At 68.6% G+C, this 23,149-nt stretch carries 22 protein-coding genes; 12 read left to right on the top strand and 10 right to left on the bottom strand.

Going from position 1 to position 23,149, the window contains the following annotated elements:
- Nucleotides 1-63: 63 nt before the first annotated feature.
- Nucleotides 64-1,374 (bottom strand): MFS transporter, encoded by a 1,311-nt coding sequence (locus HWX22_RS18385; RefSeq protein ID WP_175916179.1) that lies wholly within the window; start codon nt 1,372-1,374, stop codon nt 64-66.
- Nucleotides 1,375-1,487: 113 nt separating this feature from the next.
- Nucleotides 1,488-2,504 (bottom strand): ABC transporter substrate-binding protein, encoded by a 1,017-nt coding sequence (locus tag HWX22_RS18380; protein WP_175906735.1) that lies wholly within the window; start codon nt 2,502-2,504, stop codon nt 1,488-1,490.
- A 236-nt stretch (nt 2,505-2,740) separates the two neighbouring features.
- On the opposite strand from HWX22_RS18380, the gene HWX22_RS18375 reads away from it, so the two are divergent.
- Both HWX22_RS18375 and HWX22_RS18370 read left to right on the top strand, forming a co-directional pair.
- Nucleotides 2,741-3,406 carry a response regulator transcription factor gene (locus HWX22_RS18375; RefSeq protein WP_059532061.1) on the top strand — a complete coding sequence of 222 codons (666 nt, stop codon included), beginning with the start codon at nt 2,741-2,743 and terminating at the stop codon, nt 3,404-3,406.
- The gene (locus tag HWX22_RS18370) at nt 3,393-4,808 is read left to right on the top strand and encodes a sensor histidine kinase (protein WP_175916178.1); all 1,416 of its coding nucleotides are present in this window, start codon (nt 3,393-3,395) and stop codon (nt 4,806-4,808) included. Before HWX22_RS18375 ends, HWX22_RS18370 begins: the two co-directional genes overlap by 14 nt.
- Here the strand turns inward: HWX22_RS18370 and HWX22_RS18365 are convergent.
- Nucleotides 4,805-5,236, bottom strand: coding sequence for an Lrp/AsnC family transcriptional regulator (locus HWX22_RS18365; protein WP_044845386.1), 432 nt, complete (start codon nt 5,234-5,236; stop codon nt 4,805-4,807). The two genes, HWX22_RS18370 and HWX22_RS18365, sit on opposite strands and share 4 nt — an antisense overlap.
- Nucleotides 5,237-5,531: 295 nt before the next feature.
- On the opposite strand from HWX22_RS18365, the gene HWX22_RS18360 reads away from it, so the two are divergent.
- Together HWX22_RS18360 and HWX22_RS18355 are read left to right on the top strand one after the other, a co-directional pair.
- Entirely contained in the window at nt 5,532-6,611 is a 1,080-nt protein-coding gene (locus HWX22_RS18360; RefSeq protein ID WP_175916177.1) for an ornithine cyclodeaminase, read from the top strand.
- 58 nt (nt 6,612-6,669) lie between these two features.
- Nucleotides 6,670-7,671 carry an arginine deiminase-related protein gene (locus tag HWX22_RS18355; RefSeq protein ID WP_175906738.1) on the top strand — a complete coding sequence of 334 codons (1,002 nt, stop codon included), beginning with the start codon at nt 6,670-6,672 and terminating at the stop codon, nt 7,669-7,671.
- 152 nt (nt 7,672-7,823) lie between these two features.
- On the opposite strand, the gene HWX22_RS18350 is transcribed toward HWX22_RS18355, so the two are convergent.
- The 4 genes from HWX22_RS18350 to HWX22_RS18335 form a co-directional block, all read right to left on the bottom strand.
- Nucleotides 7,824-10,574, bottom strand: a complete 2,751-nt coding sequence (locus HWX22_RS18350) for an Hsp70 family protein (RefSeq protein WP_175906739.1) — start codon at nt 10,572-10,574, stop codon at nt 7,824-7,826.
- Between the two features lie 5 nt (nt 10,575-10,579).
- Nucleotides 10,580-12,421 (bottom strand): Hsp70 family protein, encoded by a 1,842-nt coding sequence (locus tag HWX22_RS18345; RefSeq protein ID WP_175906740.1) that lies wholly within the window; start codon nt 12,419-12,421, stop codon nt 10,580-10,582.
- Nucleotides 12,418-13,008 (bottom strand): DUF2760 domain-containing protein, encoded by a 591-nt coding sequence (locus HWX22_RS18340; RefSeq protein WP_175906741.1) that lies wholly within the window; start codon nt 13,006-13,008, stop codon nt 12,418-12,420. The genes HWX22_RS18345 and HWX22_RS18340 overlap by 4 nt, the downstream gene beginning before the upstream one ends.
- 259 nt (nt 13,009-13,267) lie before the next feature.
- Nucleotides 13,268-13,708: an Rrf2 family transcriptional regulator gene (locus HWX22_RS18335; protein ID WP_059601208.1), complete on the bottom strand. Its 441-nt coding sequence runs from the start codon at nt 13,706-13,708 to the stop codon at nt 13,268-13,270.
- A gap of 143 nt (nt 13,709-13,851) precedes the next feature.
- Here HWX22_RS18335 and HWX22_RS18330 point away from each other — a divergent pair, with 143 nt between their 5' ends.
- The 5 genes from HWX22_RS18330 (at nt 13,852) to HWX22_RS18310 (ending at nt 18,910) form a co-directional block, all read left to right on the top strand.
- Nucleotides 13,852-14,766 carry an NAD(P)/FAD-dependent oxidoreductase gene (locus tag HWX22_RS18330; protein WP_059818612.1) on the top strand — a complete coding sequence of 305 codons (915 nt, stop codon included), beginning with the start codon at nt 13,852-13,854 and terminating at the stop codon, nt 14,764-14,766.
- Nucleotides 14,767-14,832: 66 nt separating this feature from the next.
- A complete protein-coding gene (locus HWX22_RS18325) occupies nt 14,833-15,792 on the top strand; it encodes a LysR family transcriptional regulator (protein ID WP_175916176.1) in 960 nt (319 codons plus the stop codon).
- A 113-nt stretch (nt 15,793-15,905) separates the two neighbouring features.
- Nucleotides 15,906-17,036: a DSD1 family PLP-dependent enzyme gene (locus HWX22_RS18320; protein ID WP_059818610.1), complete on the top strand. Its 1,131-nt coding sequence runs from the start codon at nt 15,906-15,908 to the stop codon at nt 17,034-17,036.
- Between the two features lie 150 nt (nt 17,037-17,186).
- Nucleotides 17,187-18,158 carry an ornithine cyclodeaminase family protein gene (locus HWX22_RS18315; protein ID WP_175916175.1) on the top strand — a complete coding sequence of 324 codons (972 nt, stop codon included), beginning with the start codon at nt 17,187-17,189 and terminating at the stop codon, nt 18,156-18,158.
- 29 nt (nt 18,159-18,187) lie between these two features.
- The gene (locus HWX22_RS18310) at nt 18,188-18,910 is read left to right on the top strand and encodes an HAD-IA family hydrolase (protein ID WP_175906747.1); all 723 of its coding nucleotides are present in this window, start codon (nt 18,188-18,190) and stop codon (nt 18,908-18,910) included.
- Between the two features lie 64 nt (nt 18,911-18,974).
- Here HWX22_RS18310 and HWX22_RS18305 read toward each other — a convergent pair whose 3' ends face one another.
- The gene (locus tag HWX22_RS18305; RefSeq protein ID WP_059690341.1) at nt 18,975-19,592 is read right to left on the bottom strand and encodes a glutathione S-transferase family protein; all 618 of its coding nucleotides are present in this window, start codon (nt 19,590-19,592) and stop codon (nt 18,975-18,977) included.
- Between the two features lie 94 nt (nt 19,593-19,686).
- On the bottom strand, nt 19,687-20,055 hold the full coding sequence (locus HWX22_RS18300; protein WP_175916174.1) for a YciI family protein: 369 nt from the start codon (nt 20,053-20,055) through the stop codon (nt 19,687-19,689).
- 82 nt (nt 20,056-20,137) lie between these two features.
- Between HWX22_RS18300 and HWX22_RS18295 the strand changes: the two genes are divergently transcribed.
- Entirely contained in the window at nt 20,138-20,605 is a 468-nt protein-coding gene (locus tag HWX22_RS18295) for a MarR family transcriptional regulator (RefSeq protein WP_175916173.1), read from the top strand.
- A gap of 18 nt (nt 20,606-20,623) precedes the next feature.
- On the opposite strand, the gene HWX22_RS18290 is transcribed toward HWX22_RS18295, so the two are convergent.
- Entirely contained in the window at nt 20,624-21,217 is a 594-nt protein-coding gene (locus tag HWX22_RS18290; RefSeq protein WP_175916172.1) for a TetR/AcrR family transcriptional regulator, read from the bottom strand.
- Between the two features lie 118 nt (nt 21,218-21,335).
- Between HWX22_RS18290 and HWX22_RS18285 the strand changes: the two genes are divergently transcribed.
- Both HWX22_RS18285 and HWX22_RS18280 read left to right on the top strand, forming a co-directional pair.
- Nucleotides 21,336-22,391: a saccharopine dehydrogenase NADP-binding domain-containing protein gene (locus tag HWX22_RS18285; RefSeq protein ID WP_175916171.1), complete on the top strand. Its 1,056-nt coding sequence runs from the start codon at nt 21,336-21,338 to the stop codon at nt 22,389-22,391.
- Nucleotides 22,378-23,145, top strand: coding sequence for an isocitrate lyase/phosphoenolpyruvate mutase family protein (locus HWX22_RS18280; protein WP_175916170.1), 768 nt, complete (start codon nt 22,378-22,380; stop codon nt 23,143-23,145). Before HWX22_RS18285 ends, HWX22_RS18280 begins: the two co-directional genes overlap by 14 nt.
- Nucleotides 23,146-23,149: the final 4 nt, after the last annotated feature.

The raw sequence follows: 23,149 nt of genomic DNA, 5'->3' as shown, positions 1-23,149 counted from the left end.
TGCGGGGATCGGAACGGAAGCCGGGACCGCGCGGAACCGCGGCCCCGATGCGTCCCGCGCCGCTCACACCCGCACCGCCACCATCCCCCGCTCCGAACGCGTCCACGCGACCAGCGCGCCGATCCCGAGCAGCGCGAGGCACACGATCGGCACGATCATCGGACCGAACGCGGTGCCCGTCACCTTGCCCGCGAACGGCATCAGGTTCTGGCTGAAGAAGCCGCCGAGGTTGCCGATCGAATTGATCGCCGCGACGCTCGCCGCCGCACGCGCGCCGGTGAAGTAGCGCGGCGGCATCGACCAGAAGCACGGATACAGCAGCGGAATGCACGCACCGCCGAGCACGAGCGCGACGAAGCGCAGCGGCGTCGACGGCAGCACGAGGCTCAGCAGGAAACCGAGCGCGCCGAGCGCCGCGACGATCGCGATCGTGCGCAGGATGCTCTTCGCGCGGCGCAGCTTCGACGGCAGCCACAGCAGCAGCACGACCGCGAGCGCCCACGGCAGCATGCTCAGCAAACCGTTCGTACTGCTCGACACGCCGAACGATTTCACGAGCGTCGGCAGCCAGTACGTGACGCCGTACAGCGACGTCGACATCAGCATATAGGTCGCGGCGAACAGCATCACGCGCGGATCGAGCAGCGCCTTCCACGGCTGCGCATGCTCGGCCTTCGCCGGCTTCTCGCGCTCCAGCGCGGCCGCGACGATCTGCTTCTCGCGTTCGTCGAGGAACGGCGCATCGCGGAACGACGCCGGCAGCACGCGGAACACCACGATCGCGACGATCACGGCCGGGATGCCCGTCGCCACGAACACCCACTGCCAGCCCGCAAGGCCCCACACGCCGTTCAGGCTCAGCAGCACGCCGCCGACCAGCGAGCCGAGCATGTTCGCGAGCGCGCTGCCGAGCGTGAAGATGCCGAGCACCTTCGCGCGGTAGCTTTGCGGAAACCACAGCGTCAGGTAATAGATCACGCCCGGATAGAAGCCGGCCTCCGCGATCCCGAGCAGGAAGCGCAGCGAACAGAACGCGGGCATCGACGTCGTGAAGCCCATCAGCACGGTGATGAGGCCCCACGTCAGCATGATCCGCGCGAGCCATACGCGTGCGCCGTAGCGATGCAGCGCGAGCGTGCTCGGCACCTCGAACAGCAGATATCCGATGAAGAACAGCGACGACGCGAGACCGAACGCGGCCTCGGTCATCCCGAGGCTGTGCACCATCTGCAGCTTCGCGAAGCCGACGTTCTGCCGGTCGATGAACGCGATCAGGAACATCACGACGAGGATGGGCATCAGGCGCCGCGCCATCTTCGACATGACGCGCTGCTCTTCGGCGGACGCGGGGTCCAGGGTTTCGGTGGTATTCACTGCGGGCTCCTCCGTGAATCGGTTGCTTGTCGGTTGAATCGGCGCCGCGCGCGATGCACGCGCGGGCGCAGGGGTGTTCGATGAAATCGGGGTTCGGCGGCGGACAGCGACGATCAGCCGGTCCGGTAGTCGTCGAGCATCGGCGCGAACATCTCGTGCCACGCACGCGGCTTCGCCTTGATCGTGCCGGCGAGATACAGGAATTCGACGTAGTCCATCAGCTGGTTCGGCCGCACCGAGAAACGCGTGTCCGGCGCGGCGAGCATCTGCATCACGTCGTCGTGCGACACGCCGACGCCCGACGAGGCCGCATACAGCGCGGCCGCCGCGCGCGGGTCCTGCGCGATCAGGCGGTTCGCTTCGTCGAGTGCACCGAGAAATGCCGAGGCCAGTGCGGGTTCCGTGTCGACGAGCCGCTTCGGCGCGAACACGACGTCGAGCGTCAGCGGGCCGAGCACGTCGACCGAATTCACGACGCGATGAATGCCCGGCTGCCGCAGCTCGAGCGTCGAGAACGGCGGTGACGTGAAGTGCGCGGTGACGCCGTTCTCGCGGCGGATCAGCGCCTGCATTGCCTGCGGATGCGGCAGGTTCACGGTGATCGAATCGAGCTGCGCGAAATGCTTCGCGCCGAGCTGCCGGCTGGCGACCATCTGCAGCACGACCGCCGACAGCGACGTGCGGATGCCCGGTACGGCGATCCGGTCGGACGGCGTGAAGTCGCGCAGCGACGCGAGGCCCGGCCGATTCGCATTGAGCGACAGCGACGTCGTGGACAAGCCGCTGATGCCGATCACCTCGACGTTCGGAATTCCGCGCGCCCGCGCCCATAGCTCGATGAAGCCCGGCGCGCCGGCGCCCGCGAAATCGAGCGTGCCGGCCATCATCGCGTCGTTAACGGAATTGCCGCCGTCGAGCAGCACCCAGTCGACCGCGACCTCGCGCAGGCCGTGCCGCGCCGCGTGACGCTCGAACAGGCGCTGCTTCTCCATCACGAGCAGCGGCAGGTACAGCACGCCATAGCCTTTCGAGATCCGCACCGTGCGCGGCTTCGCGCGCACCAGCGACGGGGCGGCAAGCGTGCCGAGGCCGGCGGCGAGCAACGCGCGGCGGCGTGGCGACGTGATCATGCGCATGCCTGCGTATGGGGGGCGGCAAGCGGCGACGCGGCAGCCCGCTTCAGGCTTCGCCGTGCATTCGGCCGCGCCTTCGTCGTGCCCGTGACATGCTGCATGTTGCCGTCTCCTCTGGTATTAATGCCGTCATCGCTCGTTCCGGCTGAACACAGGTTATCGAGCGAGTCTGAGAAAATGCTGACATCCCGGCCCCGGGAAAACCCCTAACTCATCTACCTGCAAACGGCACCATGCGCATTCTCGTCGTGGAGGACGATGCCGAAATCGGCGCGGCGATCCGCAGCCGCCTCACGCGGCTCGGCCATGCCGTCGATCTCGAAACCGATGGCTCGACCGCGAACGGCTTGCTGCGCGTCGAGCGCTTCGACCTCGTCGTGCTCGATGCGAACCTGCCCGGCCTCGACGGCTTCGCGGTGCTGCGCAACCTGCGCGCATCGGGCAGCACGACGCCGGTGCTGCTCGTTACCGCGCGTTCCGCGATCGACGACCGCGTGAGCGGCCTCGGCCTCGGCGCCGACGACTATCTCGTGAAGCCGTTCGACTACCGCGAGCTCGATGCGCGCGTGCAGGCGCTGCTGCGCCGCAACAGCGGCCATGCGAACGACGTGCTGACGCTCGGCGGCCTCGTGATCGACCGCAGCAGCCGTCTCGCCGAACTCGACGGCCAGCCGCTGTCGCTGTCGCGCCAGGAGTTCGCGCTGCTCGAGATTCTCGCGAGCCGCCCGCAGCGGATCTTCTCCAAGGACGAACTGCTGAACCAGCTGTTCAGCTTCGGCAACGAGCCGACCGCAAACGCGGTCGAGCAGTACGTGACACGCGTGCGCAGGAAGCTGCAGGGTAGCTCGGTCGAGATTCGCACCGCGCGCGGAATGGGGTATCAGATTGCAGCGCATTGACTGGTTCCCGAAGACGCTGTTCGGGCGCACGCTGCTGTTCATCGCGCTCGTCGTCGCGACCGGCGCACTCGCGCTTGCCGCGATCGCGCGCTACTACGCGGGCGTCGCGGCCGAACGCGCGTATGACCAGTTGCTCGCCGGCGCGTCGATCCAGGTCGCGGAGAACCTGTACGTGCAGGGCGGCGTACTCGCGCTGAACCCACCCGTCGCCGCGCTGTCGACGCTGTCGCGCTACGACCTCGTCTACTACAAGGTCGTCGATTCGCGCGGGGTCGTCGTGGCCGGCTACAACGACCTCGCGAGCCCCGCGACGCTCGCCGCCGCGAAGCAGGGCCCGGCATTCGCGAACGCCGTCTATCAGGGGCACCGGATCCGCACCGCGACCATCGCACGCTACATGCCCGAGGAAAGCACGCCGGGCTGGGCGCTCGTCACCGTTGCGCAGACAACCAACGCGCGGCAGCAGTTGACGAACGACATGAGCATCAAGGTGTGGACGCTGATCCTGCTGATGAGCGTGCTCGCGATCGGCGCGAGCGGCCTCGCGATCCGGCGCGGGCTGCGCCCGCTCGCGCAGATCGGCACGATCATCGCCGCGCGCGATCCGGCCGATCTGCGGCCGGTGGCCGTCGATACGCCGAGCGAGATCGACGCGATCATCGGGTCGATCAACGGACTGATGCACCGCCTCGCCGAGCGGATCAACGCGATGCAGCGCTTCATCGCCGACGCGGCGCACCAGATGCGCACGCCGCTCGCGCGCCTCGACGCACAGATCGAATTGCTCGACGGGGAAGTCGATCCCGCGCGCCATGCGGCGCGGCTCGATGCGCTGCGCGCGACCTGCTCGGACGTCGGCCGCCTGACGGGGCAGTTGCTCAATCATGCGATGGTGATTCATCGCACCGAGGTCGTGCCGCTGCAACCCGTCGACCTCGTCGCGCTCGCGAAGGACGTGCTCGGCCGCACGATTCCGCTCGCGGACGCGCGCGACGTGGCCGTCGCGTTCGCGAGCGACGCGCCGCATGCGTGGATCGACGGCGATGCGATCAGTCTGCAGGAAGCGTTGTCGAACGTGCTGCACAATGCGCTGCTGCATGGGCATGCGGACGACATCGTCGTGTCGGTCGCCAGCGTGGGCAATGCGGATCGAGCGGTGACGCTGACCGTCACCGACAACGGGCGGGGGATTCCGCGCGAGCATTGGGACGCGGCGTTGCAGCCGTTCGTCCGGATCGCGCCGGACGGCAGCGAGCGTCGAACCGGGTCGGGGCTCGGGCTCGCGATCGTGCAGGAAGTGATGAAGGCGCACGGCGGGCGTGTCGGGTTCGCGTTTCCCGATGCGGGCGGGTTCGCGGTGGTGCTGACGTTTCCGCGGGCGGCGACGAAGCGCGCAGGTTAAGCCTTGTGCGTCGACAACAGAATGCTCGTCTCCGTATTCGCGATCCCGTCGATCAACCGGATCGCGCCGAGCACGCGATCGAAATGCTCGAGCGAATCGGCGTGCAGCTCGGCGACGAGATCCCAACGCCCGTTGGTGCTGTGGATCGACGCGACGTTCGGATGCCCGCGCAGCACCTTCACCACTTCCGCGCCGCGATTGCCCTGCACCGCGATCGACATCAGCGCGCGGATCCGGTGCCGCTCGGCCGCCGGCTTGAGCCGCACCGTGTAGCCGACGATCACGCCGTTCTTCTCCAGCCGCGTTAGCCGGTTCTGCACGGTCGCGCGCGCGACGCGCAACGCCTTCGCGAGGGCGACGACGGGCATCCGCGCGTTGTCGCGCAGCAGCGCGATGAGCTGTCGGTCGACGTCGTCGAGCGTAATCATGAACGGACCTTCCTGTCGAACGTGAGACGGCCGCCAGCGTGCCGGACGGCGCGCATTTCGACCAGCGTGGATTGCACAAACTGCCGGATATGGCCAGCAATCTGCCAAGTCTATCGATAAATCTGCCACTTTTACCGCCTTTTTGTTGGCTCGACTCACGGAAATAATGACTCCATCGACCGGCCGCACAAGCCGCGACACCGCTTTTGATGGAGCCGGGGCCCGGGCCGACGCGCCCGCCCCGGTCGACCAGGACGCCTGGACACCCGTACCGGCAAAAATTGGAGACAGACCGATGACCCGATTCCTCGACGTTCCCGCCACCGCCCGACTGATCGCCAGGACGGGCGTCACGACGTTCCTGCGCGAACTCGTCGACACGCTGCGCGCCGATTACCTGCACTGGGCCGATTTCGACAAGTCGCCGCGCGTCGCGTGCCACTCGCGCGACGGCGTGATCGAGCTGATGCCCGTCGCGAACGCATCGCTGTTCGCGTTCAAGTACGTGAACGGCCACCCCGTCAACGCCGCGCGCGGCATGCACACGGTGATGGCGTTCGGCGCGCTTGCCGAAGTCGACACCGGCTATCCGCTGCTGCTCGCCGAACTCACGCTGACCACCGCGCTGCGCACGGCCGCGACGTCGGTGCTCGCCGCGCAGGCGCTCGCCCGCCCCGGCTCGCGCACGATGGCGCTGATCGGCAACGGCGCGCAGAGCGAATTCCAGGCGATCGCGTTCCATACGCTGCTCGGCATCGAGGAAATCCGCGTGTTCGACGTCGACCCGCTCGCGACCGACAAGCTCGCGAAGAACCTCGCCGCCTACCCTGAATTGCGCGTCGTGCGCGCTGCGTCGACCGCCGACGCCGTGCGCGGCGCCGACATCGTGACGACCGTCACCGCCGACAAGGCATATGCGACGATCATCACCGCCGACATGATCGAGCCCGGCATGCACCTGAACGCGGTCGGCGGCGATTGCCCGGGCAAGACCGAGCTCGAGGCGGGCGTGCTGCAAGCGGGCCGCGTGTTCGTCGAATTCGAGCCGCAGTCGCGCATCGAGGGCGAAATCCAGCAGATGCCGGCCGACTTTCCGGTGACCGAGCTGTGGCGCGTGCTGCAGGGTGAGACGGCCGGCCGCGAACGCGCGGACGAAGTCACGGTGTTCGACTCGGTCGGCTTCGCGCTCGAGGACTACTCGGCGCTGCGCTACCTGTACGCGCTCGCTCAGCAGCACAACGCGGGCGTCGAGATCGCGCTGATTCCGCCGGCCGTCGATCCGAAGAACCTGTTCGCGCTGATCGACGATCCGGCCGCGATCGCGCAGGGTCACGCGGCCTTCGTGACCGAAGCCGTCGCCGCGTTCGCGCGCTGATCGTCATCCCGGGCGGCGTGCGCGCCGCCCTGCTTCCCGCCTCTCGCCCTCACCGTTCATGAATCTCGTATCGATCCAGGCGCCGGCCGCCGTCGTGATGATCCGGCCGCACCGCTTCCTGCCGAACCCGCAGACCGCGGCCGACAACGCCTTCCAGCGCACGGCCGCCGCCGGGGCGAACGACGCGCCGTCGGTGTCGGCCGCCGCGCGCGACGAAGTCACGGCCGCGGCGCGGACGCTCGCCGATGCAGGCGTGCGCGTGCACGTGTTCGACGACCACGGCGAGCGCGACACGCCCGACTCCGTGTTCCCGAACAACTGGTTCTCGACGCATCCGGGCGGGCATGTCGCGCTGTTTCCGATGCATAGCCCGAACCGCCGCCGCGAGCGGCGCGCGGACATCGTCGAGATGCTGAAGGCGGAATACCGCGTGCAGGACGTGATCGACTACTCGGGGCTCGAATACGACGACGTGTTCCTCGAAGGCACCGGTGCGATGGTGCTCGACCACGTCGCGCGGATCGCGTACACCGCGCGTTCGCGCCGCGCCGATCCGGTCGCGCTCGAACGCTTCTGCACGCACTTCAACTTCGAGCCGATCTGCTTCGACACGGCCGACGCGAACGGGAACCCGATCTATCACACGAACGTGATGATGAGCGTCGCAACGGAGTTTGCGATGGTCGGCCTCGACCTGATCGCCGACCGCTGGCGCCGCGACGAAATCGCGCAACGCCTGACCGAAACGGGCCGCACGGTGATCGCGCTCGATCACGCGCAGATCGCGAATTTCGCGGGCAATACGCTGGAATTGTCGGGCAAGGACGGACGCGTGCTCGCGCTGTCGCGGCGCGCGTTCGACTGCCTCACGGGCGACCAGCGCGCGACGATCGAACGCTCCGCGCGGCTGCTTCCGCTCGACGTGCCGACGATCGAATTGGCCGGCGGCTCGGTGCGCTGCATGCTCGCGGGCATACACCTCGCGCGGCGGGCGGCGGCGCCGGATGCGATCGCCGTGGAATCCGCCGCGTCGCCACGCGAGACGACGCCGCAAACCTGACCGGCAGACTCACGAAGCACGAACGGCTGCCGATGCGATGCAACGGCAGCCGTTTTTTGTTCGAAGGGTATTGAATCGGCGAGCGTCAGCCCGCATCGGCAACGCCGCAGAATGCTCCGGCATCCGAACGATACCGGAGCCCGCCGCGCCGCTCACCCCGCCAGCAGCTTCAACCCGGCCGGCAGCGTTTCGCCGAACACGCGCGCCGTGTCGGCTTCGTCGAACGCGATCGCCTCGCGCACCATGTCGATCCACGCGGCCGACGCATTCGCGGCCGACAGACGCCGGATCACGGCCTCACGTGTCTCGTCCGGCAAATCGCGTTCGCGGTCGCCCGTCATCCGCGCGATTTGCGCGACCGCGAATGCCGCGGGTTCGACCTGCTTCCAGTCCAGCGCGAACAGCGCGTCGAGCCAGCGGTTCGCGACGTCGGCCGGCACGACACTGTGCGCGCTGCCGTAGAACGGCCGTCGCGCACCGATCCGCCCGAGCGCCCACGCGCACAGCGTGCGCTCGGCCGGCTTCTGCAATTGCGCGATCAAACGCTCGGCCAGTTCCACCTTGCGCTCGACCGGCAATCGTTCGAGCGACGCGGACAAGCGCGTCATGTCGGCCGGGCCGACCTTGGCCGGGTCGAACGGCAGCTTGCGGCGCTTGTCGTCGGACGGTTCGAGGAACGCGATGGCGTCGCGCACCTGCGTCTGCGCGTCGTCGTCGAGGCCACCGGCCACGCGCCGCCACAGCGTCCACCACTCGGACCACACTTGCGCGTCGTTCACGTACTGAATCCCGTCGTCGAACAGCGGCCACAGCTGTTCGATGCGCCACGCATCGAGCGGATGGCCGAAGCCGGGGCGCAGGCAATAGCCGGCGAGGTTCAGCCACGCGCGTTCGTGATCGGCCGAGCGCCGGCGGCGACGCACCCGCGCGAGCAACGCGTCGAACAGTTCGCGCGCGAGTGCGACGTCCCACTCGTCGCGCGGGCCGAGCACCTGTTCAAGTTGCGCACGCAACCGTCGCGTGTCCTTCGGCGTGACGTTCGCGGCCTTGCTGCCGAACGAGCGGTCGATCAGCTCGATCGCATGATCGAGACGCGGATGGCGTGCGAGCGCAGCGTCGTCGCCCTGCGCGGGCGCGTCGCCGCGCAACTGGAATTCGAGCCGCCAGCGCCGCGACGCGTCGTCGGTCGCGATGCAGTGCATTTCGAGCGTGCCGACTTCGGTCAGCGATGCCGTGAGTTTCACCGGCGTTTCGCGTGCGTCGCTGCCGGCTTGCCGGTCGACGACCGTCGCGATCGGCGGCAGCCGCACGAAATCGCCGCCGTCGAGTTCGATGAGATCGCCGGGCCGGTATGCCGTCTCGGCCACCGTCGACACGAGATGGAAACGCACCGGCTGCCCGAGCTGGAGCGCGAACGTGCGCTCCTCGAGCCGGATCTCGCGGCCCTCTTCCGAACCGCGCGGCAGCAGGCAGACGCCACGCGGGGCCGCGTCGCCGTCACCATCGTCGAGCACGAGGAAATAACTGCGCGCGGAGCCGCCGCCGATGCGCGGCGCATGCCCCGCCCGCGCAAGGCCGTAGGCCACCGCGCCGCGCGCGACCGCCACGTCCGGATGCGCGTTGTGCAGCACGTCGAGCGGCGCACCGCGCCACGCGCCGAGCGTCTGCGCGAGACGGCCGGCGAGCGCGCCGGCGCGAAACACGCCGCCGTTGAGCAGCAGCGTGTCGGGCAGCGGACCTTCCGCATGGCGAATCAGGAACGCGGCGACGTGGCGCGTGACGGCCGGGTCGCTCGCATACGGCAAGCCAAATTCGACGATCGCGGCCCGCGCGCGGCGCGGCAGCTCGCCGGCATCGACCTGCGGAAAGAAGCCGTCGACGACGATCTGCTCGACTTCCTGCCGCGTCAGCTCGGCCGAACGCGCGCCGCCGACGAGCTTGCTGCCCGCGCCGAGCAGCGTCACGGTGACGGACGCCGGCGCGTCGTCGCCGAGCAGCCGCTCCTTCGCCGCGCGGCAGCGTTCGACGAGCTGCGACAGGCTCGCGGCGGACAGCCGCGTGCCGGGCTCGGTCAGCCGCGTCTCGACCAGGCGCGCGAGCGCGAGGTCCATGTTGTCGCCGCCGAGCATCAGGTGATTGCCGACGCCGACGCGCGTGAAGGTGGGTTCGCCGTCGTCGCCCGGCGCGACGTCGACGAGCGTGAGATCGGTCGTGCCGCCGCCGACGTCGCAGATCAGCACGCGGCGCGCGGCGGCAAACGTGTCGCGCAACGTCTCGCGCTGGCCGTACAACCAGTCGTAGAACGCGGCCTGTGGCTCTTCCAGCAACCGCAACGCCGGCAGCTTCGCGCGTTTGGCGGCCTCGACCGTCAACGCGCGCGCGCCGTCGTCGAACGATGCCGGCACCGTCAGGATGACGTCCTGCTTCGCGAGCGGCGCGTCGGGAAAGCGTGCATCCCACGCGGCACGCACGTGCGCGAGATAGCTTGCGCTCGCGTCGACCGGCGACACCTTGTCGACGCCTTCGGCCGCGCCCCACGGCAGGATCGCCGCGAGCCGGTCGACCGATGCGTGCGACAGCCAGCTTTTCGCGCTGGTGACGAGCCGCCCCGGCACCTGCGCGCCGAGCGTGCGCGCATAGCGGCCGATCACGGCCGGCGGCGCACCGGCCGCGGCCGCGCCGGCCGTCGAATCGGACGCCCAGGGCAAGCGCAGCGCGTCCGGCGGCAGTTCGCCCGCCGCCGGGTGATAGCGCACCGACGGCAGCAGCGGCTGCGCGGCCACCGCGCCGGGGCCGACCAGCTGCTCGACGTCGAACACGCGGATCGCGTCGGAGCCGGCCTCGACGTATGCGACGACCGTGTTGCTCGTGCCGAGGTCGATGCCGACCGTATAGCGCTTCATCGCGCTCAGGCGGCGCCGCGCACGTCGAACTCGACCTTCCAGCGCTCGTTCGTGCCGCTCGGGATCGCCTCGAGTTCGAGCGTGCCGGCTTCGGTCACGCGCGCGTGCAGCTTCACCGGCACGACCTCGCCGACCGTGCGCCCTTCGGCAGGCAGCGTCGCCTGGATTTCCTCGAGCTCCTGCAGCTCTTCAGGCGACCAGTAGTCGAGCAGCGTGCCGACCTGGTCCTGACGGCGCACCGACGATCCGAAGAAGCGGAACTGCACCGGCTCGCCGACGACGAGGCCGAACTCCTGCGGCGGCAGCGCCGCATCCGAGCCTTCCTCCATCCCGAACGGCGCGACGCACAGCGCCTGCACCGGCGGCTCCAGCCCCGGCACGGCAGGCATCGCCGATTCGATCGCGACGTAATACGCACGCGCCGTGCCGCCGCGAATACGCACGCCACGGCCGCGCTTCACGTAACCGTAATAAGCCGCGCCGCGCGCGACCGCCAGATCGAGATCCGCGCCTTCGAGCAGGCGCGCGGACGGCGCGCCTTCGGCGGCCAGCCAGCTGTTGAGCGTGTCGAGCACGCGCTGCGTGAGCAGCGTCGACTTGAACACGCCGCCGTTGAACAGCACCGCGGTCGGATGCAGGAAGGTCGCGCCTTGCGGCAGCGTGCGCTGCACGCCGTCGAGCGCGTCGAGCGCCGCGACCTGGCGGCCGAGGAACGCCGCGAGATGGCGCGTGATGCCCGCGTCCTGCGCATACGGCAGGCCGAGTTGCGTCAGGCCGACGCGCGCGCGGCTCACCGGACGCGCCGCCGCATCGACTTGCGGGAAGAAGCCTTCGAGGATCGTCTGCGTGAGTTCCGCGCGCGTCAGCTCCGTGCGGATCGAGCCGCCGATCAGCTTCGAGCCGCGGCTCGGCACGACGAGCGGCACCGCGTCGGTCGTCGGGTCGGACAGCAGGGTTTCCTTCGCGGCGCGGCACGCGTAGGTCAGCGCGCGCAGCTGCCACGGATCGGCCTGCGTGCCCTGCTGCGCGAGCTTGCGCGCGACCACGTGCGCGAGCGCGAGGTCCATGTTGTCGCCGCCGAGCAGGATGTGCTCGCCGACCGCCACGCGATGCAGTTCCAGGTTGCCTTCGCGCTCGACCACCGCGATCAGCGACAGGTCGGTGGTGCCGCCGCCGACGTCCACGCACAGGATCAGGTCGCCGACCTGCACCTGCTTGCGCCAGCCGCCTTCGCTCTTCTGGATCCAGCTGTAGAGCGCCGCCTGCGGCTCCTCGAGCAGCGTCATCCGCGAATAGCCGGCGGCACGCGCGGCTTCCGCCGTCAGTTCGCGCGCGGCCGGGTCGAACGACGCGGGGATCGTGACCGTCACGTCCTGGTCGGCGAAGGGCGCGTCGGGATGCGCGTGGTCCCACGCTTCGCGCAGGTGCGTCAGGTAGCGGATCGAGCTTTCCAGCGGCGACACGCGCGACACTTCGGGCGGCGCATCGCTCGGCAGGATCGCCGCGCGGCGATCGACGCCCGGGTGGCACAGCCAGCTTTTCGCGCTCGACACGAGGCGGATCGGCGTGCCCGCGCCGCGGGTGCGCGCCATTTCGCCGACCGCGAAGCCGCGCGAGGCCGTCCACGGCAGCGTCAGGTCGCCCTGCGTCAGCTCGCTTTCATGCGGAAGATAGAGGAACGACGGCAGCAAGTCGCGCGACTCCAGCGCGCCCGGCGCGGTCAGCTGCGCGATCGGCAGCACCTGCTGCGTGATCTTTTCGCCGTCGCTCGCGGCGCTGTCGACGTACGACAGCGCGCAATGGGTCGTCCCGAGGTCGATACCGATCGAATAGCGCGGATCGCTCACAGTTCCACCTCCGCCGGTGCGACCACCGATGCGTCATGGCTGCCCGTCAGCTTCGGCAGGCGCACGTCGGCCACGCGCCAGCCGCGATGGCTGACCGTACCCGTGAACGGCGCCGAGCCGACGACGTTGCCCGTCACGCGCACGGCCGTCGCGTCGAAGCCGGCCGGCAGCGTCACGCGGCTGCCTTCGGCTTCATCGCGCACCGGCACGATCGTGAAATGCTCGCGCAGCGCGGCGCGGCAGCCGTCGTGCACGAGGCGTGCGGCGGCGCCGATGTCGGCGTCCGCATAGCCGGCGATGTCTTCCTCGACGAAGTCGATGAAGCGTGCATCGCGCTGCAGCAGGCCGAGCAGTTGCAGCGCGGCTTGCGGGCTCGCTTCGCGCAGCTCGGGGGCCGGGGCCTTCGCGGGCACGGGCGCCGGAGCCGCGGCGGGGGCCGGCGCAACCGGCGCCGGGGCGACCGGTGCCGGCGCGCCGTCGCGCACGCGCAGCACGCCGGCCGCGAACTCGCGGTTGCCGATCACGGAAAAGAACGTGCCGACGGCCAGCGACAGCCGGCCGAAGAAGGACAGGTTGGATTCGGGCATGGGGTCTGGACTCCTGTGGGCTCGCGACACGGCGAGCATCTTGCCTGGGCGCCGGGCGGCGGCGTGCGATTGCGCACTGCCGCCGCCCGGCGCGTGATTCGGGCGCGCCCTCTCGGGTGCGGAAAACCCGTATTTTGCCCTGTGGCGGGCGAACCGGGCAGAAGTTGGGGGACAGAACACGGCGGCGCGCGGATTTCGCGCGGCGCCGGATTGCGTCGGACTACCGGCTATCGGATGACGGTCGCGATGTTGCGGCGCGTCAGCGCGGCTTGCGGCGGCGCGCCGCCTTCGCCTCGAAATCGCGCGACAGCATGCCGAGGGTGACCTCGCCGAAGCGCGCGAGCAGCACCGCTTCGGCCTCCTTCAGCGTGGCCGACAGATGCGCGTTGACCGCCTGTTCGACCAGGCATTCGGGTGCATCCTCGGCGACCAGATCGGAAAACACCGGCGGCTCGCCCACCGCCCGATAGACGTCGAGCAGCGTGATGTCGTCGAGCGCGACGCTGAGCGCCCAGCCGCCGCCGTGCCCTTTCTCCGACTGCACGTAGCCGCAGTCGCGCAGCCCGCCGAGCAAACGCCGCACGACGACCGGATTCGTGCACAGCATCGCCGCGATCGCCTCCGACGTCAGCGGGCCGTCGGCCTGGTCCATGTGGATCAGCGCATGCAGCATGCGCGACAAACGGCTATCGGTTCTCATGGACGGTTGGCTCCCACTCTCGAAACTTCTGAAGTTGCGTGAATGATATCACCGACCTATCATGCAACTTCTCGCGTTTCATGACTTGACCACCATCGGAGCGCGTTCATCGCTTGATACGGATTCAGGAAAGGAGTGAACACATGCAGAGCCATCATGAGGTGATCGTGATCGGCGGCAGCTTTGCCGGGCTGTCGGCCGCGATGCAGCTCGCACGCGCGCGCCGCCGCGTGCTCGTGATCGATGCCGGGCGGCCGCGTAATCGTTTCGCCGACCATGCGCACGGATTTTTCGGGCAGGACGGCAAGCCGCCTGCGCAGATCGTCGCGGAAGCCGCCGCGCAACTCGCGGCTTATCCGACCGTGCAGCGGATCGCCGGCGAGGCGCGCACCGCCGGGCGCGATGCGAACGGCTGCTTTCACGTGACGCTCGCGGACGGCAGCCGCGCAAGCGCGGAACGGCTGATCCTCGCGACCGGCATCCGCGACGAATTGCCCGCGCTGCCGGGGCTCGCGCAACGCTGGGGCGTCAGCGTGCTGCATTGTCCGTATTGCCATGGCTACGAGGTGTCGGGCCGGCAACTCGGCGTGCTGGCGACGCATCCGCTTTCCGTGCATCAGGCGATCCTGATTCCCGACTGGGGACCGACGACGTGGTTCACGCAAGGCGTCGTCGAAGCGAACGAAGAGGAAGCCGCATTGCTCGCCGCGCGTGGCGTGCGTATCGAACGGTCGCCGGTCGTCGAGATCCTCGGCGAAGCGCCGCGAATCGACGCGCTGCGGCTCGCCGACGGGCAGGTCGTGCCGATCGATGCGCTGTTCATCGGCGCGCGCACGGAGATGGCGAGCGATCTCGCACACCAGCTCGGCTGTGCGTTCGACGACGGCCCGCTGGGTACGGCGATTCGCGTCGATCCGTGGAAGCAGACGAGCATTCCCGGGGTGTTCGCGGCCGGCGATGCGTCGAGCCTGATGACGAACGCGACGTTCGCGTCGGCGTCCGGCGTCGCGGCCGGCGTGGGCGCGCATCGATCGCTGATTTTCGGGCTCGAGACGTGAAAAGCGTGAACCCGCATGTGGACTGATGCGGTGTAACGCTCCTTTCTTCATCCGATGTGATGTTTAATGCTCGACAACATCAGCATCAAGAGACATGCAATGCTCGACCTTGACGATCTTCGGCTCGTTCGCGCGATCGGCGCGTCGCGCTCGTTGGCATCCGCCGCGCGCCTGCTCGACCTCACCCCGCCCGCGGTCACGATCCGCCTGCAGCGGATGGAGGCACGACTGAACGTCCGGCTCGCCGTGCGGCAGCCGAAAGGGATCGCGTTGACCGACGAGGGTCAGCGGCTGTACCAGGAGGCGGTCGGGATTCTCGAGCGCGTCGAGGCGCTGCCGGTCAATATCTCCGGCGATCACGGCGACGTGCAGGGCACGCTGCGCGTCGTCGCGCCGTTCGGCTTCGGACGCAAGTACGTCGCGCGGATCGTGCGTGACGTGCAACGCGCGCATCCGAAGCTCGAAATTTCGCTGCACCTGTCGGAGAGTCCGCTGACCAGCGCGTCGGGGGCCGACGTGGTCATCCATGTCGGGGGCCTGAAGTCGTCATCGTGGATCGGCTATCCGCTCGCGCCCAACGAGCGCTTCCTGTGCGCGAGCCCCGGTTACGCGCGGCGCATCAAGGAACTGAACCATCCGTCCGACCTCGCCCGCTACGACTGCCTGTGCCTGCGCGAAAACGACGAGGACGTTCCGCGCTGGCGCTTCTCGCAAACCGGCGATGGCAAGGGCGAATCCCGGCGATTGACGGTGATTCGCGTCACGGGTGCGCTTTCGTCGAACGACGGCACCGTCGTCACCGACTGGGCACTGGCCGGGCTCGGGATCGTGGAACGCTCCGAGTGGGACGTCGCGCCGCTGCTGGCCAGCGGCAAGCTGGTCAGGCTGCTGCCGGACTGGCATCTGCCGCCCGCGCCCGTGACCGCGCTACTGCCGTCGCGCACCGGCCGCTCCGCGCGGCAACGGGTCTTCCTCCAAGTCGCGACGCAATTTCTCGATCCGCCGCCGTGGCGCGGCAAGGCATGAGCGGCTTCCCGAGATTAAATCGAACTTAATGATCGATTTGGCTCACGTTAAACACACTGCTTGCCCAACACCCTACAGTGTTCGCTGTCGGCAAACCACCGAGGCAACGCATCATGGGCATCCCGCTTCCGAACACCCCCGCCGCATTGATCGACGTCGGTCGCATGCGTCATAACATCACCCGCATGCAGGCGCATCTGAACGCGCTCGGCGTCAGGTTCCGGCCGCACGTGAAGACCACCAAATGCCGGCATGTCGTCGACGCGCAGATCGCTGCCGGTGCGCAGGGCATCACGGTGTCGACGCTCAAGGAGGCCGAACAGTTCTTCGCGGTCGGGGTACGCGACATCGTCTATGCGGTCGGGATGATTCCCGCCAGGCTCGGCCACGCGCTCGCGCTGCGCCGGCAGGGTTGCGACCTGAAGATCGTCACCGACAGCCTGCAGACCGCGCGCGCCATCGCCGAATTCGGGCGCGAGCACGGCGAGCGCTTCGAAGTCTGGATCGAAGTCGACGTCGACGGTCACCGCTCGGGGATTGCACCCGACGACGACCTGCTGATCGACGTCGGCCGCGCGCTGGTCGACGGCGGAATGACGCTCGGCGGCGTGCTCGCGCATGCCGGCTCCAGCTACGACTACGACACCCGCGACGCGCTGGTCGCGCTCGCCGAACAGGAGCGTAGCCGGACCGTGCACGCCGCGGAACGCCTCAGGGCCGCCGGGTTGCCCTGCCCGGTCGTGAGCATCGGTTCGACGCCGACCGCGTTGTCCGCGGAGCGTCTCGACGGCGTGACGGAAGTCCGCGCGGGCGTGTACGTGCTGTTCGACCTCGTGATGCACAACGTCGGCGTGTGCGCGCTGTCCGACATCGCCCTGTCGGTGCTGACCACCGTGATCGGACACCAGGAAGAAAAAGGCTGGGCCATCGTCGATGCGGGCTGGATGGCGATGAGCCGCGATCGCGGCACGCAGCGGCAGGCGCGGGATTTCGGCTACGGGCAGGTGTGTACCGAAGACGGTGAAGTGCTCGGCGACTACGTGATGAGCGCGGCCAATCAGGAGCACGGCATCGTGTCGCGCGCGGGGATGGCCGACACCGCGATTGCGAAGCGGTTTCCGATCGGCACCCGTTTGCGGATCCTGCCGAACCATGCATGCGCGACCGGTGCGCAACATCCTGAATATCTCGCGCTGGGCAGCGACGGCGCCGTGCAGGCCTGGCCACGCTTCTACGGGTGGTAGGACGCCTCAAGGCCATGACCGGTGCGGCGGCAGATTTCTAGCGGTGAAACCTGCCGCCGCACCCTTGCCCGAGCGAAATTGACTATTTGTCTAAATCTAGACACAATTTAAAAACCGCGATCCGCGACGCATCCGACAGACTGCGCCACCATGCCGACAGACGCCCACCTCCTTCTTCTCGACCGGGATGCCGTCGAACCGGCCCTCCAACCCGAACCGGTAATGACGGCGGTGCACGAAGCCTTCGTGCTGCACAGTCGACGTGCCGGGCGCGTGTTCCCGGTCGTGCGCGAACGGCTGCATACCGGTGGCGTATTCGGCATCAAGTCCGGCGACGTCGCGAGCCAGGATCTGCTCGGCTTCAAGGCAGCCGGGTTCTGGCCCGGCAATCGAAACCGGGGCGGCGAGCCGCATCAGGCGACGATCGCGCTGGTCGATCCGGCCACCGGCCGTCCGCTCTGCATCATGGACGGCAATGCGATCACCACCGCCCGGACCGGCGCGGCCGGCGGCCTCGGCCTGCAGGCGCTGGCCCGCCGCGACAGTACGCGCATCTGCGTGTTCGGCACCGGCGTGCAGGCACGCGTGCAGCTCGACTACGCGCTCAGACTGCTGCCGCAACGGTGCTCGGTGCTGTATGTGAACGTCAGCGGCGAACCGGACGCGGTGTTCGAGTCGGCATTCCGCAAGCGCTGCGACATCCAAATCACACAGGACTGGAACGATGCCGTGGCCGCTAGCGACGTGGTCATCACGGCCACGCCGGGCGGCGGCCCGCTGTTCGACGCGGACGCGGTTCAGCCCGGCACCCACCTGACCTGCGTCGGCGCGGACACAGCGGGCAAGCGCGAACTTCCCGAAGGCGTATTGGCGCGCGCGCGCATTTTCGTGGACGATCACGAGCAGGCGGGTAGCATCGGCGAATGTCAATGGGCGCCCGATCTGCCGCGCGCTGAAATCGGCGACGTGCTTACCGGCACCGTGTCCGTTGATCGATCGCCGGGCGAGATCACCGTGTTCGACATGACGGGACTCGCGCTGCAGGACCTGACCGTTGCGCGTTTCCTGTACCGGCAGGCCGTCGAAAACGGCGCGGGACGTTCGATCCCGTGGCCGTGGTGAACGGCACCTGCGTGGTATCTTCCATCGTCATGCGTCTATCCAGAATTTCCGCCATCTCGTTCGATCTCGACGACACGCTGTGGCCGTTCGGACCTTCCGTCGAACGGGCCGAGGCATCGCTGCATGCGTGGCTGATCGCGCACGCGCCCGATACCGCGAACGTCGTGCCCACGTCGCAGGCACTGGGCCAGCTGCGCAACGAATACGAACGCTCGCGGCCGGACCTCGTCAGCGACTTCCGTGCGCTGCGCATCGGATCGATCCGGCTTGCGCTCGAACGCGCGAACGAAGACGTCACGCTGACCGACCGCGCATACGACGTGTTCTATTCGGCGCGAAACCGGGTCGAGTTCTTCGACGATGCGTTGCCGGCGCTCGCGTGGTTGAGCGCGCGATTTCCGCTGATCGCGGTGACGAACGGCAATGCGGACCTTCAGCTGACCGGCGGCGGCGAGTTCTTCCGCGACACGCTCAGCGCGCGCGCGTTCGGATTCGCGAAACCCGAGCCGGAAATCTTCCATGCGGCCGCCGCGAAGCTCGGCGTGCCTGCGGCGGAGTTGCTCCACGTCGGCGACGACTTTCACCTCGATGTCGTCGGCGCGTTGAATGCCGGGCTTCAAGCGGCCTGGGTGGTGCGTCACGAAGGGCCGGAAGCGGAGCACGCCGCGCATCGTGCTCCGTCCCCGCATCTGACCGTTCGCGACTTGTCGGCGCTGTGTCGTGCGCTCGGCGGCCCCGTCGAAGCGTCATAACCGCTAGCCCGCAATGCCGCGCGATCGAGGTCGATCGCCGCCATCGGCACGATCGACCACCGCTTCACGCCGCCTTGCGCGCGTCCGCGATCCGTTGCGGCGCCTTGGGCCGCGCATAAAGCCGCTCGAGATACGCGCGCAATTGCGGGAACGGTTCGATCAGGTGGCATTCGCTCGCCCAGTCGATCAGGTAGACCGTCACGCAATCGGCCACCGTCAACGAGTCGCCGACGATGAATTCGCGCCCTTCGAGATGCTTTTCGAGGATCGCGGCCATCGTCGCGAAATCCTCGCGAGCCAGCTCGATATCGGCCGGCGAGCGCTTTTCCGGCGGATAGATGAACGAATGGCGTGTAATCCGCCACAGCGGCTGTTCAAGCTCCGTCACCGCGAACATCACCCACCGATACGCCTGCGCGCGCAGCGCCAGATCGACGGGCAACAGCGCTTTCTCCGGGTACTTGTCAGCGAGATACAGCACGATCGCGGCCGACTCGGGAATGACGAGGTCGCCGTCCACGAGCACGGGCACCTTGCCGGCCGGATTGAGGCGCAGGAATTCGGGCCGCTTGTGCTCGCCCTCGAGCAGGTTGACCGACACGAACTCGAAATCAGCGTCCAGTTCCTTGAGCCCCCAGAGCGCGCGTTGCGAGCGCGTGCCTGCGAATCCGTAAAGCTTCATCGCAATGTCTCCATCGATAATGTCGGGAAAGATCGCCGCACGCAGGCGACGGCCCATCGGCCGCGACGACCGCGCGCGCAGCGCCTGCCGCCGCTCACACGCCCGGCACCGCGAGCACCGGCATCACGTCGATCGCTTCGCCCGGAAACAGCGTGAAATGCGGATGACCTTCGAACAGCGCGGCGGCCGCGTCGTGCGATGCGGCGCGTACGACGGTGAAGCCGCTCATCGCATTGGCAGTGTCCGTCACGCCGCCCTTGGCGATGGTCTTGGTCTTGCCGAGCGGCCCGCCGAGCTCGACGATCGCGTCGCGATGCCGCTCGACCCACGCGTGCCACGCGGCGATCCCTTCACGCTCCCGCGTGCGCCGCTCGTCCTCCGGCAACGCCATCCACGCCTTCATGGCCGGGCTCTCCTTGCTGCCGAGGAATACCGCGAGATACAACTGCTGTTGCGCACCCATGCTTCCTCCGTCCGATGGCGGGAACGACGGGCTGCCGCTCCTCGCCCTTGACACAATAGGTTGATATCAACACAATTGCAACATGGCACGCAAAGAAATACTCCCTTTTGAAACGACGCTGATGGTGCGCGATTGCTGCCTGTGCCTGCACATGCAGCGCGCGGCGCGCAATCTCGCGCGCATCTTCGACGATGTACTGCGTCCGCTGGATCTCACCAACGGCCAGTTTTCGCTGTTGATGTCGCTGAACCGGCCGCAGCCGGCCGCGATGAAATCGGTCGCGTCATTGCTCGCGATGGACCGCACCACGCTGACCGCCGCGCTCAAGCCGCTCGAGCGGCGCGGGCTGCTCACGATCACGCAGGATCCGGACGACAAGCGCAGCCGCCTGCTCCAACTCACGCCGGCCGGCCATCGATTGCTGGCCGAAGCGTTCCCGCTGTGGCAGCAGACGCACGCCGAGATCGAACGGCCGTTCGCGGCGGGTGAAGTCGATGTGCTGCGCGGGCAGTTGCGCGCGCTGTCGGAGGATCCGGCTACGCGCGGCTGACGCGGCGCGCCATGCGCGTCACTTCCGCGCCTTCTTCGGCATCAGTAGTTGCGCGAACTCCTGCAGGAAGCGCACGGGCCCGTGCGCGTGCAGCGCCTGCCCGCTGCTGAGCGCGCCGTCGATGACGGTCGCGAGCCGCAGCGCGTAGGTTTCCGGTTCGTCGATCCGCATCGCGCTGGCCAGCTCCGTCAGCCGGCGCCGCAGTTCCTGCTTGTGCGCGACGGCGACCTTGCGGGCCGGATGATTGCCGTCCGCATACTCGGCGGCGATGTTGATCTGCGGACAGCCGCGATAACCGGGGCGCTCGATGCGCTCGCCGATCCACTGCAGCTGCGCATCCAGCTCCTCGCGCGGCGTGCGCCGGTATTGCGCGGCCACCGCGTCCCAGTGCGCCCAGAAATCCGCATCCTCGCGCAGCAGGAACGCCTCGATCAGGTCGTCTTTCGTCGCGAAGTGCCGATACAGGCTCGTCTTCGCGACGCCCGCCCGCGCGACGATCAGGTCCACGCCGACCGCCCGCGTCCCTTCCTGGTAGAACAGCGTGCTCGCCGTTTGCAAAATGCGTTCGCGCGTATCGGGCGCGCTCCCGTTCGTGTCCGTTCCCTTTTTCATCCAAGCCCGGCCGCCGAGGCCGCCTGTCCCGCGAAAGTGCGTTCGATGATAGCACCCGGAAGTTGACTGCGCTACAGGTCTGTACTATAAAACAGACCGATCTGTATCGGAGCTGATCATGGACGATCGAATGACGGTTGCAGTGTATGGCGCCACGGGTCACACGGGGCGGTTCGTCGTGGCCGAGCTGGAACGGCGCGGCCTCGGCGCGATCCGCATCGGGCGCGATGCCGCGCGCCTCGCGCAAGGCGGACCCGACGCGCCGCCGTGGCGCGTCGCCTCGGTCGATGATCCGGCCGCGCTCGACGCCGCATTGCGCGGCGCGCATGCGGTGATCAACTGCGCGGGCCCGTACCTCGATACCGCGCTACCGCTCGCCGATGCGGCGTTGCGGGCAGGCATCCCGTATCTCGACCTGACGGCCGAGCAGCCGTCGGTCCAGGCGCTGACCGACCAGCGCGACGCCCGCGCACGCATCGCCGGCGTGACGCTCGTGCCGGCCGCCGCGTTCTACGGCGGCCTGGCCGACCTGCTCGTCACGGCGATCGTCGAGCCACGCGAGCCGATCGAGCGCGTCGACGTCGCGACCGGCCTCGACAGCTGGCATCCGACGCGCGGCACGCGCGTGACCGGCGAGCGCAATCATGCGATCCGGCTGATCCGGAAGGACGGCAAGCCGACCGCGGTGCCGTCGACGCCACGTGAACGCAGGTGGCCGTTCCCGTCGCCGCTCGGCGACGTCGACGTCACGCTGCTGCCGTTTTCGGAAGTGATGACACTCGCGCGTCATCTGCGCATCGATACGATCGAATCCTGGCTCGCGACGCGCGCGCTGCGCGACGTGCGCGATGCCGGCACGCCGCCGCCGCGGCCGGTCGATACGCGCGGCCGCTCGGCGCAGCAATTCGCGATGGACGTGGTCGTCGTGCAGAACGGCAGCACGCATCGCGCGACCGCGGCGGGACGCGACATCTATGCGGTCAGCGCACCGATCATCGTCGAGGCGACGGTCCGCTTGCTGAGCGGCAACGCGTTGACGTCGGGCGGCGTGCGCAGCCTCGGCGAACTCTTCGATGCACGCGATTTCCTCGCGGCGCTCGACACGGTCGCCGTATCGTTCGATACGAACACCGATCGGAATTTCAACCGGAGGAACGAGCATGAGCCGCAATAACAAGGAGAAAGCCGCGTATTTCCGTTCGCTTCATCGCGCGGGCCAGCCGCTCGCGTTGTTCAACGTGTGGGACGCCGGCAGCGCGCGCACGGTGGCCGACGCGGGCGGCGTCGCGCTGGCGACGGGCAGCTGGTCGGTCGCGGCGGCCAACGGTTTCGTCGACGGCGAGCAGATGCCGAAAGCGCTCGTGATGGAAGTGCTCGCGCGGATCGCGCAGGCGACCGACCTGCCCGTCACCGTCGATCTCGAAAGCGGGTATGGCGAGCGGCTGGAGGATGTCGCGGACACGATCGCGCGCAGCATCGAGGCCGGCGCGATCGGCTGCAATCTCGAGGACAGTTTTCCGGCGACGGGCGAGCTGCGCACCGTCGACGCTGCGGCGGCGCGTCTCGCGGCGGCGCGGCAGGCGGCCGACCGCGCGGAGATCGGCTACTTCATCAACGCGCGCACCGACGTGTTCTTCAAGGCCGCGGCCGACACGCACGACGAGCGTTTGCTCGACGACGTGCTGACGCGCGCGCATGCGTACGCGGAGGCCGGCGCCGACGGCCTGTTCGTGCCGGGGCTGCAGTCGCCGGCGCTGATTCGTGCGCTGACGGCCGCGTCGCCGCTGCCCGTGAACATCATGCGCGTCGCGCAAACGCCGACGCTGGCCGAACTCGCGTCATACGGCGTCTCGCGCATCAGCCACGGGCCGTACCCTTACCTGCAGGCGATGAAGGCACTTGCGGCGGTGGTCAGGCAGGACGGCTGATCGG

It is taken from the genome of Burkholderia sp. BCC1638, from assembly GCF_902833195.1.
In the GTDB taxonomy this organism is placed as follows: Bacteria; Pseudomonadota; Gammaproteobacteria; order Burkholderiales; family Burkholderiaceae; genus Burkholderia; species Burkholderia diffusa.
Note: the sequence above shows the minus strand (reverse complement) of the source record. Positions and strands in the feature narration are given on the sequence as shown.

Excerpts from the sequence above, each read along its gene's own strand:
- HWX22_RS18380 (WP_175906735.1), bottom strand. The coding sequence starts at position 2,504 with ATGATCACGTCGCCACGCCGCCGCGCGTTGCTCGCCGCCGGCCTCGGC.
- HWX22_RS18375 (WP_059532061.1), top strand. The coding sequence starts at position 2,741 with ATGCGCATTCTCGTCGTGGAGGACGATGCCGAAATCGGCGCGGCGATC.
- HWX22_RS18365 (WP_044845386.1), bottom strand. The coding sequence starts at position 5,236 with ATGATTACGCTCGACGACGTCGACCGACAGCTCATCGCGCTGCTGCGC.
- HWX22_RS18360 (WP_175916177.1), top strand. The coding sequence starts at position 5,532 with ATGACCCGATTCCTCGACGTTCCCGCCACCGCCCGACTGATCGCCAGG.
- HWX22_RS18355 (WP_175906738.1), top strand. The coding sequence starts at position 6,670 with ATGAATCTCGTATCGATCCAGGCGCCGGCCGCCGTCGTGATGATCCGG.
- HWX22_RS18350 (WP_175906739.1), bottom strand. The coding sequence starts at position 10,574 with ATGAAGCGCTATACGGTCGGCATCGACCTCGGCACGAGCAACACGGTC.
- HWX22_RS18340 (WP_175906741.1), bottom strand. The coding sequence starts at position 13,008 with ATGCCCGAATCCAACCTGTCCTTCTTCGGCCGGCTGTCGCTGGCCGTC.
- HWX22_RS18335 (WP_059601208.1), bottom strand. The coding sequence starts at position 13,708 with ATGAGAACCGATAGCCGTTTGTCGCGCATGCTGCATGCGCTGATCCAC.
- HWX22_RS18330 (WP_059818612.1), top strand. The coding sequence starts at position 13,852 with ATGCAGAGCCATCATGAGGTGATCGTGATCGGCGGCAGCTTTGCCGGG.
- HWX22_RS18325 (WP_175916176.1), top strand. The coding sequence starts at position 14,833 with ATGCTCGACAACATCAGCATCAAGAGACATGCAATGCTCGACCTTGAC.
- HWX22_RS18320 (WP_059818610.1), top strand. The coding sequence starts at position 15,906 with ATGGGCATCCCGCTTCCGAACACCCCCGCCGCATTGATCGACGTCGGT.
- HWX22_RS18315 (WP_175916175.1), top strand. The coding sequence starts at position 17,187 with ATGCCGACAGACGCCCACCTCCTTCTTCTCGACCGGGATGCCGTCGAA.
- HWX22_RS18310 (WP_175906747.1), top strand. The coding sequence starts at position 18,188 with ATGCGTCTATCCAGAATTTCCGCCATCTCGTTCGATCTCGACGACACG.
- HWX22_RS18305 (WP_059690341.1), bottom strand. The coding sequence starts at position 19,592 with ATGAAGCTTTACGGATTCGCAGGCACGCGCTCGCAACGCGCGCTCTGG.
- HWX22_RS18300 (WP_175916174.1), bottom strand. The coding sequence starts at position 20,055 with ATGGGTGCGCAACAGCAGTTGTATCTCGCGGTATTCCTCGGCAGCAAG.
- HWX22_RS18295 (WP_175916173.1), top strand. The coding sequence starts at position 20,138 with ATGGCACGCAAAGAAATACTCCCTTTTGAAACGACGCTGATGGTGCGC.
- HWX22_RS18290 (WP_175916172.1), bottom strand. The coding sequence starts at position 21,217 with ATGAAAAAGGGAACGGACACGAACGGGAGCGCGCCCGATACGCGCGAA.
- HWX22_RS18285 (WP_175916171.1), top strand. The coding sequence starts at position 21,336 with ATGGACGATCGAATGACGGTTGCAGTGTATGGCGCCACGGGTCACACG.
- HWX22_RS18280 (WP_175916170.1), top strand. The coding sequence starts at position 22,378 with ATGAGCCGCAATAACAAGGAGAAAGCCGCGTATTTCCGTTCGCTTCAT.